We start from the raw sequence: 17,530 nt of genomic DNA, 5'->3' as shown, positions 1-17,530 counted from the left end.
TCTGGTCCGTCGCCACGCCCGACGGCTGGTACGCCGTGCGACCAGGCGATTGGGTGATCACAGCGTCTGATGGCACGATATATTGCATGCAGAACATGCTTTTCGTTGACCTTTATGAGCCGCTTAGTGGCACTTACGAGAAGCCGTCTTAATCGAATGTCAGTCGATCGTTCCATACATTGCCGCAAAGACTCACGCTGTCATGCTAAAGGGTCGGGCTCTGGCGCACTGGCGCTGGCCATATTGGGACAGCCGTGAGCCGAAACGGTGCAGAGGCTAGAGAATGAAAGGGACTTCCCCGTCCCGGGGCTGCGGCGGAAGCCGCGAGTCGGCATCAATGTGCCAGGATAAAGTTGCAAACGTTCATCGGCACCAGCGAGAGGGGAAGTCCCTTTCATTCTCTCTAGGCGCCCGCGAGCTCTCTCGTGCGCATTCCCTCGCATTGGTCAGGGCCGATCTCCTGCATGCTCAGCCTGGCTGCGTCCAATCGGCAGGCATTAGCCCCCGCGCCTCTCCAGCCTTGCGTCTGTGGACTCAGATGCATCGAGAACGAAGTCTGTGCGCGCCGAGACCGACACACGCCACGCCAAAATCCGTCGTGCGAAGACGTCGATGATGAAGGCCAGATAGCGAAGCCTTGCCGGGTGGCGACAAACGTGAAATCGGACACCCACGGTGCATTGGGCCGCGATGCCTTGAATTGCCGCTTCACGCGATCAAGTGGGCACACGCCCCTCGCTCGCTGATGGTGGTCCGGATTCATCTGTGTTGCCGCACGCCTTGCAGGCCGAGCCGCTTCATTAGTCGCTCGACCGTATATCGTGCGAGCTCGCACCCTTCGCGCCACAACTGCCGCCAAACCTTGCGCGCACTATATAGCTGAAAATTCTCTTCGCAGACGCGCCGGATATGCTGGCAGAGCAACGCATCACGCTGTGACTGCGGCGGCGACCGACGCGGATCAACGCGGCGCGAAGCAGGCAGGTAATACGTCGACGGGGTGTTCGGCAGCACTCTGCAGATCGGCTGAGCGCTGCGATCGCTCCCGATACTGGCTGAGGCTACAAGTTTTCGGGGAGCACGGGCTTCCCCTGTCTCGTGTCAAACGCTACACGGTAACGCGGATCCAGGCAGCGCCGTGCGGGCGCGAACCGCCGACTATGCATGCTCACGGGTGTCACAGCTCACGCATGCGCTGGACAGCAGACTCGCGCGTCTCGCGAAAAGCCGTGATCACCGCAATCACCACCGACAGCGCCGCCACGCCGGCCAGGAAAGCCAGAAAGAGCCAAGGCACAGTGAGGCGCTCGGGCGGAGGATCGAACACACCGGTCAGCAGTTTGACCAGCATCCACGCCAGCGCAAAACCCGTCAGCGTTCCGATGGCTGCCCCACCCAACAGTAGCACGAGCGCCTCGCTCCACAAAAACGCACCGAGCTGACGCGGCCTGGCACCGAGCGCGGTCAGAATCGCAAATGTGCGCCGCCGATCGGCGAGACCCAGCGCAATGATGAGTCCTGTTGCGCCGACGACCATCAACGCCGCGGCCCCGAGTTCGAGTTGTGTGAGCCCGCGCAAATCGACGGCCGTCAGGCTCGAACTGATCACGCGCTGCGCCTGCCCGATGTCGGTGACCTTGACTGCCCCCAACGGCGCAACCGTGGCGCGCGCGGCCACGGCCACCTTCTCGGGCGGCGCCGTTGTCTTCAGCAACACGATTTCCGCTGCGCTCGTGCCGGTTTGCCGCGCGATGTAGCCGGCGTTCGCGACGAGGAATGAGTCGCGCGGCGCGGTCGGGAATTCGCGCACGACGCCAACAAAACGAAACGGCACCACATGATATTGATGGTCGGTTGCGTTCTGAAGGCGAAGGTTGATCTCGTCACCTGGGTGCAGTTGATAGTCCTTCACGGTCTCTTCGGACACGAGGACGCCATTCGGATATTGCGCGAGCATGTCGAGCGATCTTTGCGCATTGCCGCCTTCAAAGTAGGCGTCTGCCATGCGCGCCGCCTGTCCGATGTGGCAGGCGTCGATGCCATACAGGTCTTGCAGGTCCGTGCCCACGTAGGCGAAACGGTGCTGCATCTGCTGGGCAGCGCTGACTCCGGGCAACGCAGCGAGTTCAGCGAATCTGGCTGACGCGGGCGCCTGCGAAGTCCCAGTCGCCGTCACGTCGGCGCCGTTCGTGAGTTCCGCGTCCACCCGCGCCTGCGCGTTGTAGGTTGCGTTGAACACGGCGGTGGACGTCGCGAACGCGAACGCCAATGCGATCAGCGCGATGCCCTGCGTCATTCGAGTGCGCTGTCGGCTCATCGCCGCTGCGGCCAGGTCGGCAAGCGAATGCGCAAGCGGACGAAGCCAGATGGCGAGCGCGCCGCGCCCGCGCCGCAATCCCGCCAGACCGAGCCTGATGGTCAGCAGGCCGCAGCCTGCCCAGGCAAGGACGGGCGCCAGAAAGGCGACGTAGTCGATCGACGATGACGGCGTGCCTTCGGGAGCCAGCACCACCTGATACCCGGTGCTCCAGGTCCGCCAGAAGATGATGCCCGACAGTGCGAGCAGGACGAGATCGAGGTAGACCCGTTGCCAGAGGCGCGGTCGCCCGGAACCCGTCATCCGGCGGGCGCTCCTGACGGACGTCGTGCTTGCACTGATCCATGCAGTGACGAGAATCCCCGCATTCGCCAGCACGACGCCCGTTATGGCCGCGCCGGCGACCCAGCCCATCGACGAAGCCCCAAAATAGCCAGGACCGAGAAACAGACGCGACATCAACGCGGCAAGGACCAACCCAACGAGCGTACCGCCGACGCCAACGCACATCGCTTCGAGCGCCGCCAGCTTCATGATCTGGGCGCGCGATGCGCCACGGATTCGCAGGAGTGCCTCATCCCGGCGTCGCCGTCCGGAACCTGCCGCAACGACTCCGATCGTCAGGAACGCGCCGAGAAGCGCGCCGGGTGCGCCCAGGAACAGAAACAGGACCTTTGCGTAAAGTGCGTCGCTGCGCACGCCGTCGAGCCGCGCAGCAAGGTTGTCGGCAACGAGCGCAGTGCCCGCGATGTGCACCTCGAGATTTCTTGCGGCGCCCTGCACTTGCGCAAAGGCGGCTTCGGGATCGCCCGGCAAACCGTCATGCGCGAGTCCGACGTGAAGCTGGATGCGCGACCGACGCGCTCCGGCTGCCGCCTCTGCGCCGAACAGGCGTTGCCACGCGTTCATCGGAAGCAGAAGCACATTGTCCGGAGGCGCTTGCGGCGCTGCGACAGGCGCGACGCCGATCGCCTGAAACATCGCATCCGCATTCGGCAGATCGACGATGCCGGCGATCCGCACGTCGGGCGCCACCACGTCTGGAGCATGAATGCTCACGGTATCGCCGATGGTCACATGCAGGTTCGCGGCCGTCTGTTGCGCAATCAGAACGCCATCCAGACTGCCCAGCAGCAACCGGAACTGACCCGGAAAATCCCGAAAGTAGGTGCTTTCGAGGCCGAGCACCTTGCCCTGTCCGGTCGTCTGTACGCTTTCTCCCGTGGCTGCTTCAAAGCCATCGACATCGGCATAACCAACAGCTTGCTGTTTGGTGACCCGCGCGGCCTTCGCGACGGCTGCTGCCGCCTGCGCGATCGAAAGCTCGCCCGTCGTCGCGGGCTCCAGTTGCACCTGCCAGTCCACGGGCAGGCTGGCGCTCGCGCGCTGTGTCATCGAAGCGGCGCTTTGCGCGATGAAAGCGCCAAGCGATGCGACCAGCGCGACCGTCACCGCGACGCCACCCGACACCCCCGCGAGCCGGCCCCCGCGATGCCTGGCAAGTCCGATAAGCCAAAGGCCGATCATGGCTGCCTCGCTGTCGGCCCGGCTTTGGTGAGCACGCCGCGCTCCATGCGCCAGAGTGTGTTCATCCGTGCTGAAACAGCCGGATCATGAGTGGCGATGACGAGCGCCGTCGGCGTGTTGGCGAGATGTGCGATGAGTGCGTCCAGCAAGGCCTGCCCGGTGGCCTGATCGAGCTGGCCCGTGGGTTCGTCAGCGAGAATGACGAGCGGTCGTCCGGCCGCCGCGCGCGCCATCGCCACGCGCTGCATCTGGCCGCCCGAGAGTTCCTCCGGCAATTTCTGCGCAAGCGCCTCCAGACCGAACCTGGCAAGGGCAGCGGACACCGCACCCTCGACATCGCTTGCGCGAGCGCCGGGATCGGTCGCATCGGCCATGAGGAGCGGCAACGCAACGTTTTCGCTCACCGTCAGCGGCTCAAGCAGGCTCGGCGTCTGGAACACCAACGAGATCTTTCCGGGCAGCAGCGTCATGCGCGCACCGAGCGCGGGCCAATCGATCGTGCCGCTCGTCGGCGTATCGAGCGCTGCCATCAGGTGCAGCAAGGTGGTCTTGCCGCTCCCCGAGCGGCCCACCAGCGCGATGCGATCACCTCCATTGAGGACGAAACTGGCCGTGGCGAGCGCCACGACTCGCGTCTCGCCGTGCCGGTAGGTGCGGTTGAGTGATTGGGCTTCGATGAGCACGTCAGGCATCGACAAGCCTCCCATCGCGGATGACGAGCACGCGGTCGGCGCGCGCCGCCAGAGCATCGCTGTGCGTCGCGATCAGCGCCATGGCGCCGCTGCCGTGACATCGCTCGACCAGATGACTCACGATCACGGTTTCGGTTGCCGCATCGACCTCGGCGGTGGGCTCGTCCGCAAGGAGCACCTCATGCCCGGCCGAGAGTGCCACGGCGAGCCCGGCACGCGCCGCTTCGCCGCCGGACAACTGCGACGGATACGCGCGGCGTCGCTCAGCCAGACCTGTCACATTGAGCAGCGCATCGAGTTTCACGCGATCTTTCGTGCCAGCGAGCAACATCTGCAGCGTCATGTTGCCCTCGACGGTCAGATGCTCGAACAGGTTGGCCGACTGCATCAGCATGCCGATGTGGCGGGCCCGCAAGGCCGCACGCACGGCTTCGGGCCGGCGCGACAGGCGTTGACCCATCACGTCGACATGGCCGCCGTCCGGTTCCTCCAGCCCCGCAAGACACGCGAGGAGTGTCGACTTGCCGCTGCCGGAGGGTCCCACCAACGCCACGAATTCGCCTGCGCACAGTTGCAGTGAGACGCCCCTTAGCGCAGCGGTCTCTTCATCTGCGCTGTGATAAAACCGGTAGAGTTCGAACGCTTCGAGCCGAGGCAGATCAGCGCCACTGGAACGAGTTGGCCATGAGGTTCCATTGATCGGCATTGTCGGCTCCAAGCGGCGCGGAGAGGTCGAGCGTAGCCAGTGTGCCGCCGCGATAGATTAAATACCGGTGATGCTCAAGACGAAGCTGCTTGCTCGTGACCGGGTTCGGTTCGGAATTCGACGCGTAGGTAATCAGCACGGCTGCCCCGCTGCGCAGCGATACGTTTTTGATGGCACCGATCCTGATTGCATGACCGGTCCTGGCGAGTTCGATGGCTTCCCGCGCAGTAACGGACGATACCGTCGGCGCGCTCGCAGCAGGTGCAACACTGATCTCGACGACGTTGTACTTATCGGCAAAGCGCGTCCCGTCGCGGCGTTCTGTGCGCGCCCAACCTTCGGGCACTTTGATGGAAAAGCCTGCCGGAGACTGATAGGTTACGAAGACTTGCGTGTCTGGAATGTCGCCCGGCGGATTCTTTTCGGGTGTGACAGCCTGCCCGGTTGTCGCCAGGACGCTTCCGGCCGCTTGCAGCGTGCGGGGCAACGCGGTGAACGCCAGCACAACGGCCGAGCTCCGCAGTAAGCGCTGACAGGTCAGATGCCGTCTCACAACCCCTCCCTGGCTTCACATCCGCGCAGCGGGGCCATTCCTGAGGACCCACTGTTTCCGTGCACAAAACCATCGAACCACCTACACCATAACCCTCGAAACTTAGAAAACACTTAGCGAGACCGATGTATGGAATGTCTTTAGTGATCCAAATCGTTAAAACTCTCTTTCGACATTCGGAAAAATCGATGGATGCGCGCTCAGTTGACGCAGGCACCGGCATCCTGGCGTCCTTGGATTGCTATTGCTTGACGCCGCTTGAATCGGTGCGCAGATGCTGGCCCGGGCCCGACAGCGTCCTTCAGGCGAATGGCGCTGTCGATTCCACTACGTTCAACGACAGTTTCTGCAGTCTGCTTTTCTCTAGGCACTTCGACATATCCGCACCGCACGCACTCGGGCGTGCAGCGAGCATCCCCGAACGATGCTGCCGGGCACGGGACGTCGGGACACCATACTATACCGGTGTTGCAAGGCCTATTCCGCGGTTAGGACGCGGCTCAATGAAGTAGTAGTGTAATCACCGGTTTCACTCGGAATGAATTGGCGCCGTCCGTGATGGCGGCTGCATGCCCGCTGATTTACGCATGGTGCGGTTGTCCGGCTCTCGAGATTTGAACTGACAGGCACAACCATTGCGGGCCCGGTTGCGCCTGAACGGTTCTGCGAACACGTCACCAACGGACTGTTCATGCGCGGCGAACTCGGCGCCAGTTCTGGCCCGGCTTCCAGGCCACTCAGGGAGGCAATCATGAAAGGAGGAAGGAAAGCGGCAATGTGTTCGGTAATCCTACTGGCGTTCGCGGCAACAGCGTTCGCCCAGGGCGGCGGCGGTGCAACGGGCGGCGGCGGGGCTGGCGCAGGCGGTAGCGGCGGGGCGGCCCAGGGCGGTACGGGCATGAGTACGCACAACACCGGCGGGACGACCGGCTCGACCTCCACCTCGAGGGGGGCAAACGAGATGAAATCGCCGTCCGGCATGTCGAAGAGCAACCGGAGCGCGAAGGGCGCTTCTGATCGGGCTGCGTCGGGCGCCCAACGAAGTCTCGACGCGGGTTAGCGTGAGGAGGCCAATGCGACGCGAAATACGGCGCACAAGCTGTTCCCGCGTGAACCGACGCGAAGCAGACCTACGGCTCTGCGACGACAAATGAGTCTGGAACCTGTCATCGTCCCGCGTTTCAGCTCTTCCAGGTATTCCGCCCGTCCGTCCTCGGATGTCCGTCGCGCCGCTCAGCCAAATCAGCAGGCCGCCGGCAGCACCACCGGCAAGCGCACAACGCGAGATCAGTTGGGACCATGCGTCGTGCGCGCGCTTCTGGTCCTGCAACGACCGCCGCCGCTGCCGCGCGGCGGCTTGCGCCTCCCAGTCGGACCTTCGGGGGCGTGCTTAAGCCGCCTTGGCAGCTGCCTCCCTGGCGAGCAGGCGTTGCGCCTGCTGATCGCCCTTTCCAGCTTCCTGCGCGGTTTGCACTGAGGTTTCGCTCGCTTCCGCCATCAATGCACGCGCCGCGCTACTGATATTCACCGTATAGGACGAAGACGTGCTGGCGTTCGACCCTGTCGTCGCCGAAGCGGTTGCGCTGCTGGGCGATGCCGGCGGCGTCGACGCGGAGCCAGAGCTCGATGTGACGGCCGAAGCCGATGCCGGCGCAGCGCTTTGACCAACTGCCTGAATGGACATCTCAATCTCCTGATGGAAAAACATTGGACTGCGTTCTGTCTATCGGCACCGGCATTCGAGGCTTGAGAAGTATATTTGATGAATTTTTCTATGACCTTAAGTATTTCTTAAGATTTGCCGTCGGAGCGCTTGGCGGGCTGCTGGCTACACCGCAGAAAGATGTCGGATGGCGCATTGCTTTTCTTGTGGGACTCATACGAGCACCGCTGTTGCTAGACTGGCTGGGCGACCCGATAGCGCCTCGTATCCAGACTGGGTGGAGTGAGATACTGGTCGCGGGATTTCTGGTTGATATCGGCACGCGCTACGCAGAGCGGTTGCACAAGCGGCCATGGCTGTTTGTGGCATATCGCCCGGCTCGCCCCGTTCGTTTATCGCGACAACAACGTTCATCATGAGCGGTTTCCGCCTGCTTTCATAGGCGCCCAAGGACTCAGGCCTGCTGGCTTCCCTGCTTTGCACGCTCGATGAACTCAAACGCCATCATGCCCGCAAGCATCGCGGCTACAAAACCCCAAGCCTTGAGGAGGCCCGCACCTAGTGCAACGAGCGCGGGACCGGGGCAAAGTCCTGCGAGCCCCCAGCCGATCCCGAACGCGGCGCTGCCAGCCACAAGCCTGAAGGTGACCGGTGCCAACGCCGGAATATGCATGTTTTTTCGACGTGTTGCAAACCCGAACTCGATAGAACTGGCGGCTACGGCCCCGCCCATCACTCCCATCGTCCCGCAATATCCAGGAATCCGAGCATACAGCCGTCAGCCCTACGAAATGTGAAAGCGGGTTCTTTTCAATGACGCAGTCTTAGTTCTAGCAGGATCACCTGACGGGCAGCTAGTTCGCCGGAAACCTCAAGCAGAACGCTTCGCTCGGAACGAACGTTGCCCCGACGCCATCGCGTCGGCGGTGACATAGCTGTCGATTCACACTTTGGCAGCGGAATGGCAAAGAACGCTGTGTAAATCAGCTGCGGCTCGCCAATGGTCAAGCACGCCTGTCTAAAACCAGCCCTTTATTTCTCCGACCCGCCAAAGCACAAACATGAGCAGTGCCACTGATGCAGTGGTCAAAAGAAGGATATTAAGCAAGCGCATAAGGTTCGTCCTGGAGCTGTCGGGCGAGACAGTCTAATCCGGAAGCGAGTCCTCGGGCCTAGCCAGCCAAATCGACTAGGCCTTTGGCGAGCCGTTATGGCCGAACAGCCTTTGCGGCCGATTTTTCGGCCAAGCTACGGAAGGCTGTCAGTACTTCGCGACGTCATCACCCTTGGAGAAATCCAGTCGCTCGTGGACACGAAAACGTTCGCTCGCGGCGAGGCCTACTTCCACGAGGGCGCCGTATCGCGGTACCAGTATCCCGTTGATCCTGATTTGGCCTTGTGCAAAGCGCAATTACGTTGCCCATGCCCCGATTATCCAGCCATCGGTGGTTTCATAGAAGGCAACTACTGGCTCGGCAGCCAACACCTTGGACTCCTGAACCGAATCCCGGACTCTAGAAGGCAGGCATGTCGGGCCCGCTGCCTCGCATCCTTGATGCAGCCGGTGGCCTCGACATCTTCCACGCCAACGCCGGCGCGTACGTGGGCGCGAGGTTGTCGAAGGCGATCCGGACGCATGGGACCGCATGTTGAACCTGAACATCAATGCCGCGTTCCGTTCGGTGCATGCCGTCCTTCCCCACATGGTCAAGCAGCAGTCCGGCGACATCATCTTTACCAGCTCCATCGCGGGCATGGTGCCGGTGGTCTGGGAACCCATCTACACCGCTTCGAAGTTTGCGGTGCAGGCTTTCGTGCACACGACGCGGCGTCAGCTCTCGAAGCATGGTGTGCGCGTAGGATCGGTTTTGCCGGGCCCGGTGGTGACGGCGTTACTGGACGACTGGCCGAAGGCGAAGATGGATGAGGCACTCGCATCCGGAAGCCTGATGCAGCCGAAAGAAGTCGCCGATGCCGTGCTCTTCATGCTGACACGGCCGCGCAACGTGACCATTCGCGACCTCGTGATCCTTCCGAACGCGGTCGATCTCTGAGGCCGGTCGGCCATGCCAGGGGCGCCAGTGCGCCTCGACTTCGACCCCAACGCTTCCTCAGGCAGTGAGCCATGACTTCTGATCACACGACCTTCGACGTAACGAACGCGCGGTTTGTCGTCGGAGTAGATGTCGGCACCGGCAGCGCCCGCGCTGGCATCTTCGACCTCGATGGCCGCATGTTGGCGACAGCAAAACAGGACATCACGCTGTACCGCGCGAGCGGTTCCATGGTCGAACAATCGAGCACTGAAATCTGGGCCGCCGTCTGTCATGCCGTCAAGGAGGCGATCACGCAGGCGGATGTATCACCCGAACAGATCGTCGGGATGGGATTCGATGCCACGTGCTCGCTGGTCGTATTGGGCGCAGGTGGCACGCCGCTCCCGGTCGGACCGTCGGAGGTGGCGGAGCGCGACATCATCGTCTGGATGGATCATCGCGCGGTGGAGCAGGCGGAACGCATCAACGCCGCGGGGCACGGCGTTCTGAAATATGTGGGCGGCAAGATATCGCCGGAGATGGAAACACCGAAGCTGCTGTGGCTTCTTGAGAATCGTCCAGCCGTATTCGATGATGCGTGGCAGTTCGATCTGACCGACTTTCTGACGTGGCGTTCGACGGGTGACTTGTCGCGATCCACCTGCACGGTCACGTGCAAGTGGACGTATCTTGCCCATGAGCGTCGTTGGGACAGTAGCTACTTTCACAGCGTCGGACTGGGTGTACTGGCGGACGAGGACTTCGCTCGCATCGGCCGGAATGTAGTGGAGCCCGGCACGCCGTTGGGAACCGGCCTTACCGAAGACGCGGCCGCGGAGCTCGGCTTGCGCGCGGGGACGCCCGTTGCTGCGGGCGTGATCGACGCTCACGCAGGTGGTATCGGCACGGTGGGCGCCGAAGGCGAGCCGGAAGCCTGTCTTGCTTATGTGTTCGGAACGTCGTCCTGCACAATGACGACAACCCGTAAGCCGGTGTTCGTGCCTGGCGTCTGGGGACCGTATTTCTCTGCGATGGTCCCGAACGCCTGGCTCAACGAGGGCGGCCAGTCCGTTGCGGGGGCGGCCATCGAAAGGCTGCTCACGCTGCACCCCGCAACCGCCGAGGCGCGAAGCCGTGCCGAAGAAGTGGGACAGTCACTGCCGGCGATGCTGGCCAATCTCGCGACGCAGGCGTCCCCCAGATTGCCGGACGTCGTGAAGCTGGCGCAAGGCGTGCATGTGGTTCCCGAATTCCTGGGCAACCGCGCGCCGTTCGCCGATCCGCATGCGAGAGCGGTGATTGCGGGTCTCGGCATGGAGACCGACCTCGACAGTCTGGTGTCGCTGTATATCGCGGGTATCTGCAGTATCGGATATGGCTTGCGCCAGATCATCGAGACGCAGGCGTCGGCAGGCGCACCGATCGAGCGCGTGATGATCAGCGGAGGAGCGGGGCGACACGATCTCGTCCGTCAGCTGCTCGCCGATGCGATCGGCAAGCCGGTGCTGGCCACGCGGGCGGAAGAGCCGGTTCTTCTCGGCGCAGCGATTCTGGGCACCGTAGCGGGCGGGCAATTCGGCGACGTGCAAACGGCAATGGGCGTCATGTCTCAGGTTAGCAACATCTATGAGCCCCATTGCGATATCAGCGCGTTGCACAATGCGCGGTTCGGTGCGTTCACGCACTTGCAATCGGTCGCCAGGGAGATTGGTTAGCTTATCACGTGGCGTGTCTCTGGTCCCGGTGGAGCGCTTCCGGCGAGCCCGATTTGCTTTCGTTTGCGGCCATCACCGACGAGCCGCCACCGGAGGTCGCCGCTGCCAGACAGGACCGGTGCATCGTCCCAATCAAGCCCGAAAACATCAATGCCTGGCTCAGCCCGGACGCGTCTGATTTGGCGTCGCTGTATGCGATTCTTGATGACCGGGACCGGTCGTACTATGAACACCGGCTGGCTGCGTGAAGAACACCGCTGCGTTCGCATTCCGCAGACCTGGTTCAAGGCCAGCAACGCGAATCGATGGCTTGCCGGCGCCCGCCGGCGTGGTGTTCCGAGACGCGTGGCGCCCGCGCGTATGTCAGGCGTGCAGCGATGAATGTATCGACGGTGTCGAGCAACACCTCCATTGAGGCAGGCTTTCGCAGAAAAGCAGTCCAGTAGCGAATCTCATCGACAGGCTCGGGCATAGCCGACAGCAGGACTACCGGTATGTCGGCAAACAAGGGCATGCATTTCAGACGTCCGCAAAGCTCCGTGCCGTCCATCTCCGGCATGTGCAAATCCGTGACCACAAGTTGCGGAAAATGTGCAACGGCTTTCGTCAGCGCGTCGCGTCCGTTCTCCGCCAGCACCATGTGATGTCCACGACTTTCCAACGCCAGTTGCAGCGCCCATCGGTTTTGATAGTCATCGTCAACGAGCAGCACAGTGCACATGGTGCGAAATGGTCGTAAAGCAGCACACATATTTCGCAAGCTGCGTACCTACGCGCGGTCGTTACTCGCTCGCTGTGTGAATCCCATCCAAGGGTGCCCGGGCACCAGAGATATTCGCCGCAAGATGCTCTCTGCACGATTACACATCGACGACATGATGGGCACGTTGGACCCGCAAGGCACCGCATGGGGAACCGGCGGCGCGGACATTGTAGACGGCGGAACCGGAGAAGGCCCGGGACCGAAGGTGATAGCCGCCGCGGCGCTCGAAGGTACGCAGACGGTCTCGTCGGACGGCTGGGACGTGTGAAAGTCTCCGACGTCATGCTTGACGTACGCAGCGGCATGCAGTGCATGCAGTGCTGTCAGAAGGCGGCTTCCTCGGCATGGGCACGGACCTGCACGCAATACCGTGGAATGCACTCACGCCGGGTACACACGCGAAGTGCCTTCCGGTTAGCATTGACGCTCAGCGCATCAAGGACGGCCCCGGCATTGACGAAGACCACTGGCCGCCGATGGCGGGAGAACACGTTGGGGCACCATGGTTCATCAGTATTTCAACCGCGAGCCGTACTGGTCATCGACGCGCAGAGTAGACGGCTTGACGTCGAGCGTATCGAAACAGGGCGTCATGAACGCTGGCTTCCGCGCAGGCTGAGCCGGCGTTCGGCTTATCGAGGATGCAATCATGAAGACGATAAAAACTGCAGTACTTTGCTCCGCATTGATGCTGGCTTTCGTCGGCACCGCGTTCGCGGGGCGCCGGTGATGGCGGCAATGGTGGCGGTGGCACCAGTGTAGGAACAGGCGGGGGCTGGCGTTGGTGGCGCGAACCCCGCCGCAAGGGCGGTGCAGGGATGAATGCGCCGAATTCGGAAGGTACTGGCGGGTCGAAACCCATGTCAAAAACGTTTTGATACGTAATGGTCGGAATTTGCGACCGGACCTATCCGGATCATGGGCGCGTCGGCAACTGGTTCATTCTGGCATCCGCAGCAACAGATGTCGACCGTTTCGAGGCATACAAAGACACATACGGCCACCAGGCGGGCGACGATGCACTGGCCGCCGTCGCACGCTGTATCGGCGATAACATCTGGCGGCCGGCCGACACGGCGGCTCACTATAGCGGCGAAGAGTTCATTGTTGTCCTGCCCGAAACCTCCCGGCACGGGGCATCCGTGAATGCCGAGAAGATATGGGCGGCGATCAGCGAACTCGCCATCGAGCATGCAGCCAGTGAATACGGACGCGTGACCGCAAGCATCGGCTCTGCAATCTTGACCCCGGACCAGGAAGCCGACGTAACAACCGTCATCAAGGCGGCCGATGAGCCACTGTATAACGCCAAGGCGACCCGTCGGCGCAGGATCGCGAGGTATCACGAGTAAATGTCACGCCGCTGGACCTCGCTTTTCCAACTCGCCGGCGACGCCGCGCTCGCGCTCGCCGATCCAGACGAACGCCAACTGCTGGGCAACTTCGACCGCCTCTTCCTCCGTGTCAAAGCAGGCAAGATCACGCTCGATATGCATCTCGCCGTCCGCCTCGTCGCCAGTCGATGCCCGGACCAGCCGCGCATGGGCAAAGAATTTTCCGAGGGAGAAACTGGGCGTTGCATCGATGATTCACCCACGGTATCCGCATTCCATGATTGCCTCCAGTGTTCAGCCTGATGGGAACTCAAAGACAGACATTAGCCGGGCCGGTCGCGTCCTGAATCTCCCGCAGTCAAAGTTCTCCGCCTTCCGTGTTTTATGCTGCCGATAACTGTTATAGACCCTGCACTGATGCAAAGTGCTGAAGAAAGTCCTGTAAAGCGGACTTGGACCTGGCTTTGCGCTACGGCAATCTTCACACGCGACCGCTCGCGCGATCCGTCGCATGACTCCGGAATGTGGGCTAACCCATTCCCAGGTTCAAAATCGGTGGTTGCAGCTGTCAAGCGGTGACAGAATGAATTTCACGTTCTGGCGCGCATGCAGGCAGTGATGCTGACGCCTTGATCTGGGGTAACCAATGGACTCATATATCTGGCATGCCAAGCGCGACACAAAAGTTATCGGAGCGCTCAATGTGGCACTTCACACTCTGGTCGTCCATGACGGCATGCTGGTCCGTGCCGAGGGCAATGAGTGGACGCTGAACTTCCGCTCCCAGATCGAACGCGTCAGGGAGGCAATGGAAATGTTGGGCATCGATACGTCTGAGCCGTTGATCGCGCCACCGTTAGAACGTGGTGACGAGGGCGATGATGACGGCGCGTGAGGGGTTAGAGCTGGAGCCATCATCTCTATGTCACGACAGGAGGCGGCCGCCGCCAACGCCAAGATGCGCGCGCTGCCGGAAGTCTCTGTTCGCAAGCTCTTTTTCGATGCCTGCCAGCACGCGCCGTGGCGTTCCGGCATTCCCGCGGGCGATGGCAGGCGTCAAAACAACTTTTTGCGCCTCTTGTCAGGTGTGCTATGCGGCCCGACGTCCGCAAGCGACAAAAACAGCCGGGATCAAGGGTCAGGCATCGCCGCCGCCTTGTCGCGATGCGCCCGCAAGAGCAAATCGACGGTATTGCCGGCCTTGTCCACCGCGCGATACAAGTACTTCCACTGGCCGACCACCCTGACGTAGGTTTGATCCATCCTCCAGCTTGCCGACCGCACGTTTGTGCTTGCGAAAGGCTTTCTCGAACAACGGTACGAGTTTGATCACTCAGCGATGCACGCTCGAATGGTCGACCTCGAAACCCCGTTCGGCTATCATTTCCTCGAGACTTCGCAAGCTCAGCGAGTAGGCCACATACCACCGCACGCACAGAAATATCACGTCCAGAGGATAGTGCAGGGGCTTGATTACCTTCGCTACGCCGGCAGGCAGGGTTTGTCTCGCAGTCGCCTACTTCGTCTTACGCTTCACTTCGGGCAAATATCGACGCCGATTTTAGTCCTCCCCGTTAGCGCGACAAAACCGCATCGTCGGCATGATCAGCGAAGGCGACCTGCTTCGCCGCAGCGAGATGGGAACCGACCGGGGGTCTGACCGGGCCGCCTCCTATACGCAGAGACCAGGGGGCGTCGTGGCTCGATTTCTGGTCCGCGAGTCACTCGGCGCGCGAATACGTCAAGACGCATGCGGCCACGGTGAGCGATGTGATGACGACCGATGTGGTGACCGTGCAGCCTGACACGCCGCTTGGCGAAGTTGCGGGCATTCTCGAAGCACGGCACATCAAACGCGTGCCGGTGACAGAACGGGGACGTGTGGTCGGCATCGTTAGTCGTGCCAATCTTGTACAGGCGCTCGCGAGCGTGCCCGATGAACCGGTGTCGGACGCGACGCTCTCGGACGCGGAAATCCGCGCCGTCCTCATGGGCGAGCTGTCGGGACGTAGATGGGGCTTTGCCGGCCGCAATATCGTGGTGACAGACGGCGTCGTGCATCTATGGGGCGTTTTCCAGTCGGCCGACGCAGTGGATGCCGTGCGCGTGGCGGCGCAGAGCATACCCGGCGTCAAGCGTGTGGAAGATCACACCGAGCCGTATCAGATGGTACCGGGTATCTAGTAGCAGAAAGTAGTAGACCGGGCAATGCTTCCGCGTGCAAAGCGGAATTTCAACGCGCTGACCCTGCCCATCTGCGCGAGTCTGCCGTCGCGCTCGCCATCCCGAGTTCCAGTTCCGACAGGCTCGCGACAGAAAACCGAAAGCGTCCTTTCAGGCTTGCTGGAGCGTCCATGAAAACTCTGTTCTTGCAGGCGCCGTCGTATGACGGCTTCGACGGCGGCGCGGGCTCGCGTTATCAGGCGAAGCGCGAAGTCCGCTCGTTCTGGTATCCGACGTGGCTTGCGCAACCCGCCGCGCTCGTGCCCGACAGCCGCGTGCTCGATGCACCCGCCGACGGCCTGTCCGTCGAGGCAACGCTCGACATCGCGCAGCACTACGATCTGGTCGTCATTCATACCAGCACGCCGTCGTTTCCCACTGACGCGCTCTTCGCCGAAGACCTGAAGAAGCGCAAGCCGTCGCTTGTGATCGGCATGGTCGGCGCGAAGGTCGCCGTGGACCCGCACAATTCTCTAACAGCGAGCGAGGCGATCGACTTCGTCTGCCGCGAGGAATTCGACTTCACCTGCCAGGAAGTGGCCGCGGGCAAACCGTTCGCGCAGATTCTGGGCCTCAGCTATCGTGCCGCCGACGGCTCGATCGAGCACAACGCAGCGCGCCCAATCCTCGAGAACATGGACGAGTTGCCGTTCGTCGCGCCGGTCTACAAGCGCGATCTGAAGATCGACAATTACTTCATCGGCTATCTGAAGCATCCTTACGTGTCGATTTACACAGGGCGCGGCTGCCGCTCGAAATGCACGTTCTGTCTGTGGCCGCAGACCGTGGGCGGACACCGCTATCGCACGCGTTCGGTCGAGAACGTGCTCGCTGAAGTGAAGTGGATTCGCGACAACATGCCCGAAGTGAAGGAGATCATGTTCGACGACGACACCTTCACCGACTTCAAGCCGCGCGTCGAGGAAATCGCCCGCGGTCTCGGCAAGCTCGGCGTGACGTGGTCGTGCAACGCGAAAGCGAACGTGCCGTATTCCACGCTGAAGATCATGAAGGAAAACGGCCTGCGTTTGCTGCTGGTCGGCTACGAGTCCGGCGATGATCAGATCCTCCTGAACATCAGGAAGGGTTTGCGCACCGACATCGCGCGGCGCTTCAGCGACGACTGCCGCAAGCTCGGCATCAAGATTCACGGCACCTTCATTCTCGGCTTGCCGGGCGAAACGCAGCAGACGATTCAGAAGACGATCGACTACGCGAAAGAGATCAATCCGCACACCATTCAGGTGTCGCTTGCGGCGCCGTATCCGGGCACGCGGCTCTACGACCAGGCGGTCGAAAACGGCTGGCTCGAAGAGAACAAGGTGATCAACCTCGTCAGCAAGGAAGGCGTGCAACTCGCGGCCATCGGCTATCCGCATCTGTCGCGCGAGGAGATTTATCACCAGCTGGAAAACTTCTACAAGCGCTTCTATTTTCGTCCGTCGAAAATCTGGGAAATCGTGCGCGAGATGCTGACCAGTTGGGACATGATGAAACGGCGCTTGCGCGAAGGCGTCGAGTTCTTTCGCTTTCTGCGCGCACACGAGGCGTGAACGGCGCGCATTGGGCCGCCACGGTTTTCGTTCATGCGTGCGCTTATCTGTGCGCTGCATGCGCACTGTTCAGCATCGGTTACACGACGATTGCGAGCGTGCTGATCGGGCGGTTTTTCGCGCGGCCTGTAACGGAGCCAGCCAGCTTTCTGCCGGTGACAGTTGTGAAGCCGCTGCACGGCAGCGAGTGGGCGCTGCTCAGCAATCTGTCGAGTTTCTGCGAGCAGAACTATCCGGGCCCGGTGCAGTTTCTGTTCGGCGTGCATGACCCGGCGGACCCCGCATTGCAGGCTGTCGAAAGCCTTAAGCGCTTGCATCCGCACGCGGACATCGCCGTGATCGTGGACGCGCGTCTCTATGGCCCCAATCGGAAGATCAGCAACATCATCAATATGATGCCGCACGCGCGGCACGACCTGCTCGTGTTCGCCGATAGCGACGTTGGCGT

13 protein-coding genes and 7 pseudogenes are annotated in these 17,530 nt (G+C 61.9%); 12 read left to right on the top strand and 8 right to left on the bottom strand.

The features are described from left to right. Positions 1–506 precede the first annotated feature (506 nt). From AB6809_RS34605 to AB6809_RS34585, 5 genes and pseudogenes are all read right to left on the bottom strand, one after another. Positions 507–1,029: pseudogene (locus AB6809_RS34605) on the bottom strand (IS3 family transposase); the annotation flags it as partial. Between the two features lie 148 nt (positions 1,030–1,177). Then, positions 1,178–3,844, bottom strand: a complete 2,667-nt coding sequence (locus tag AB6809_RS34600) for an ABC transporter permease (protein ID WP_371028364.1) — start codon at positions 3,842–3,844, stop codon at positions 1,178–1,180. Beyond that, entirely contained in the window at positions 3,841–4,536 is a 696-nt protein-coding gene (locus AB6809_RS34595) for an ABC transporter ATP-binding protein (protein ID WP_371028363.1), read from the bottom strand. The genes AB6809_RS34600 and AB6809_RS34595 overlap by 4 nt, the downstream gene beginning before the upstream one ends. Then, a complete protein-coding gene (locus tag AB6809_RS34590; RefSeq protein ID WP_371028376.1) occupies positions 4,529–5,242 on the bottom strand; it encodes an ABC transporter ATP-binding protein in 714 nt (237 codons plus the stop codon). The genes AB6809_RS34595 and AB6809_RS34590 overlap by 8 nt, the downstream gene beginning before the upstream one ends. Next, a complete protein-coding gene (locus AB6809_RS34585) occupies positions 5,196–5,747 on the bottom strand; it encodes a hypothetical protein (RefSeq protein WP_371028362.1) in 552 nt (183 codons plus the stop codon). Before AB6809_RS34585 ends, AB6809_RS34590 begins: the two co-directional genes overlap by 47 nt. 1,794 nt (positions 5,748–7,541) lie before the next feature. Here AB6809_RS34585 and AB6809_RS34580 point away from each other — a divergent pair. Continuing rightward, a pseudogene (locus AB6809_RS34580) lies at positions 7,542–7,900 on the top strand (YeeE/YedE family protein). A 12-nt stretch (positions 7,901–7,912) separates the two neighbouring features. Here AB6809_RS34580 and AB6809_RS34575 read toward each other — a convergent pair. Further along, positions 7,913–8,229: pseudogene (locus AB6809_RS34575) on the bottom strand (DUF6691 family protein); the annotation flags it as partial. 875 nt (positions 8,230–9,104) lie between these two features. On the opposite strand from AB6809_RS34575, the gene AB6809_RS34570 reads away from it, so the two are divergent. The 3 genes and pseudogenes from AB6809_RS34570 to AB6809_RS34560 all read left to right on the top strand — a co-directional run. Continuing rightward, a complete protein-coding gene (locus AB6809_RS34570; RefSeq protein ID WP_371028361.1) occupies positions 9,105–9,512 on the top strand; it encodes an SDR family oxidoreductase in 408 nt (135 codons plus the stop codon). Positions 9,513–9,583: 71 nt separating this feature from the next. Continuing rightward, a complete protein-coding gene (locus tag AB6809_RS34565) occupies positions 9,584–11,209 on the top strand; it encodes an FGGY-family carbohydrate kinase (protein ID WP_371028360.1) in 1,626 nt (541 codons plus the stop codon). An 8-nt stretch (positions 11,210–11,217) separates the two neighbouring features. After that, positions 11,218–11,457, top strand: a pseudogene (locus AB6809_RS34560) (SOS response-associated peptidase family protein); the annotation flags it as partial. 35 nt (positions 11,458–11,492) lie between these two features. On the opposite strand, the gene AB6809_RS34555 reads toward AB6809_RS34560, so the two are convergent. Continuing rightward, positions 11,493–11,930 (bottom strand): PleD family two-component system response regulator, encoded by a 438-nt coding sequence (locus AB6809_RS34555; RefSeq protein WP_371028359.1) that lies wholly within the window; start codon positions 11,928–11,930, stop codon positions 11,493–11,495. A gap of 157 nt (positions 11,931–12,087) precedes the next feature. Here AB6809_RS34555 and AB6809_RS34550 point away from each other — a divergent pair. The 5 genes and pseudogenes from AB6809_RS34550 to AB6809_RS34530 all read left to right on the top strand — a co-directional run bounded on the left by AB6809_RS34550 (position 12,088) and on the right by AB6809_RS34530 (position 14,558). Further along, positions 12,088–12,591: pseudogene (locus AB6809_RS34550) on the top strand (PRC-barrel domain-containing protein). 343 nt (positions 12,592–12,934) lie between these two features. Further along, a pseudogene (locus AB6809_RS34545) lies at positions 12,935–13,324 on the top strand (diguanylate cyclase); the annotation flags it as partial. Beyond that, positions 13,325–13,609, top strand: a complete 285-nt coding sequence (locus AB6809_RS34540; RefSeq protein WP_371028358.1) for a hypothetical protein — start codon at positions 13,325–13,327, stop codon at positions 13,607–13,609. A 343-nt stretch (positions 13,610–13,952) separates the two neighbouring features. Continuing rightward, positions 13,953–14,201, top strand: a complete 249-nt coding sequence (locus tag AB6809_RS34535) for a hypothetical protein (protein ID WP_371028356.1) — start codon at positions 13,953–13,955, stop codon at positions 14,199–14,201. A 27-nt stretch (positions 14,202–14,228) separates the two neighbouring features. Next, positions 14,229–14,558: a hypothetical protein gene (locus tag AB6809_RS34530; RefSeq protein ID WP_371028355.1), complete on the top strand. Its 330-nt coding sequence runs from the start codon at positions 14,229–14,231 to the stop codon at positions 14,556–14,558. Here AB6809_RS34530 and AB6809_RS34525 read toward each other — a convergent pair. Next, a pseudogene (locus AB6809_RS34525) lies at positions 14,453–14,804 on the bottom strand (IS6 family transposase); the annotation flags it as partial. The gene AB6809_RS34530 and the pseudogene AB6809_RS34525 sit on opposite strands and share 106 nt — an antisense overlap. A gap of 275 nt (positions 14,805–15,079) precedes the next feature. On the opposite strand from AB6809_RS34525, the gene AB6809_RS34520 reads away from it, so the two are divergent. The 3 genes from AB6809_RS34520 to AB6809_RS34510 all read left to right on the top strand — a co-directional run. Continuing rightward, on the top strand, positions 15,080–15,490 hold the full coding sequence (locus AB6809_RS34520; RefSeq protein WP_371028375.1) for a CBS domain-containing protein: 411 nt from the start codon (positions 15,080–15,082) through the stop codon (positions 15,488–15,490). Positions 15,491–15,660: 170 nt separating this feature from the next. Further along, positions 15,661–17,082, top strand: coding sequence for a hopanoid biosynthesis associated radical SAM protein HpnJ (gene hpnJ / locus AB6809_RS34515; protein WP_371028353.1), 1,422 nt, complete (start codon positions 15,661–15,663; stop codon positions 17,080–17,082). Continuing rightward, on the top strand, positions 17,079–17,530 hold a 452-nt coding region (locus AB6809_RS34510; protein WP_371028352.1), incomplete at its 3' end, for a glycosyltransferase. The genes hpnJ and AB6809_RS34510, both read left to right, overlap by 4 nt.

Origin of the sequence: Paraburkholderia sp. RCC_158 (assembly GCF_041355255.1) — a bacterium.
GTDB classification, from domain to species: Bacteria; Pseudomonadota; Gammaproteobacteria; order Burkholderiales; family Burkholderiaceae; genus Paraburkholderia; species Paraburkholderia graminis.
The sequence above is the reverse complement of the archived record's forward strand: the minus strand, read 5'-3'. Positions and strand labels throughout refer to the sequence as shown.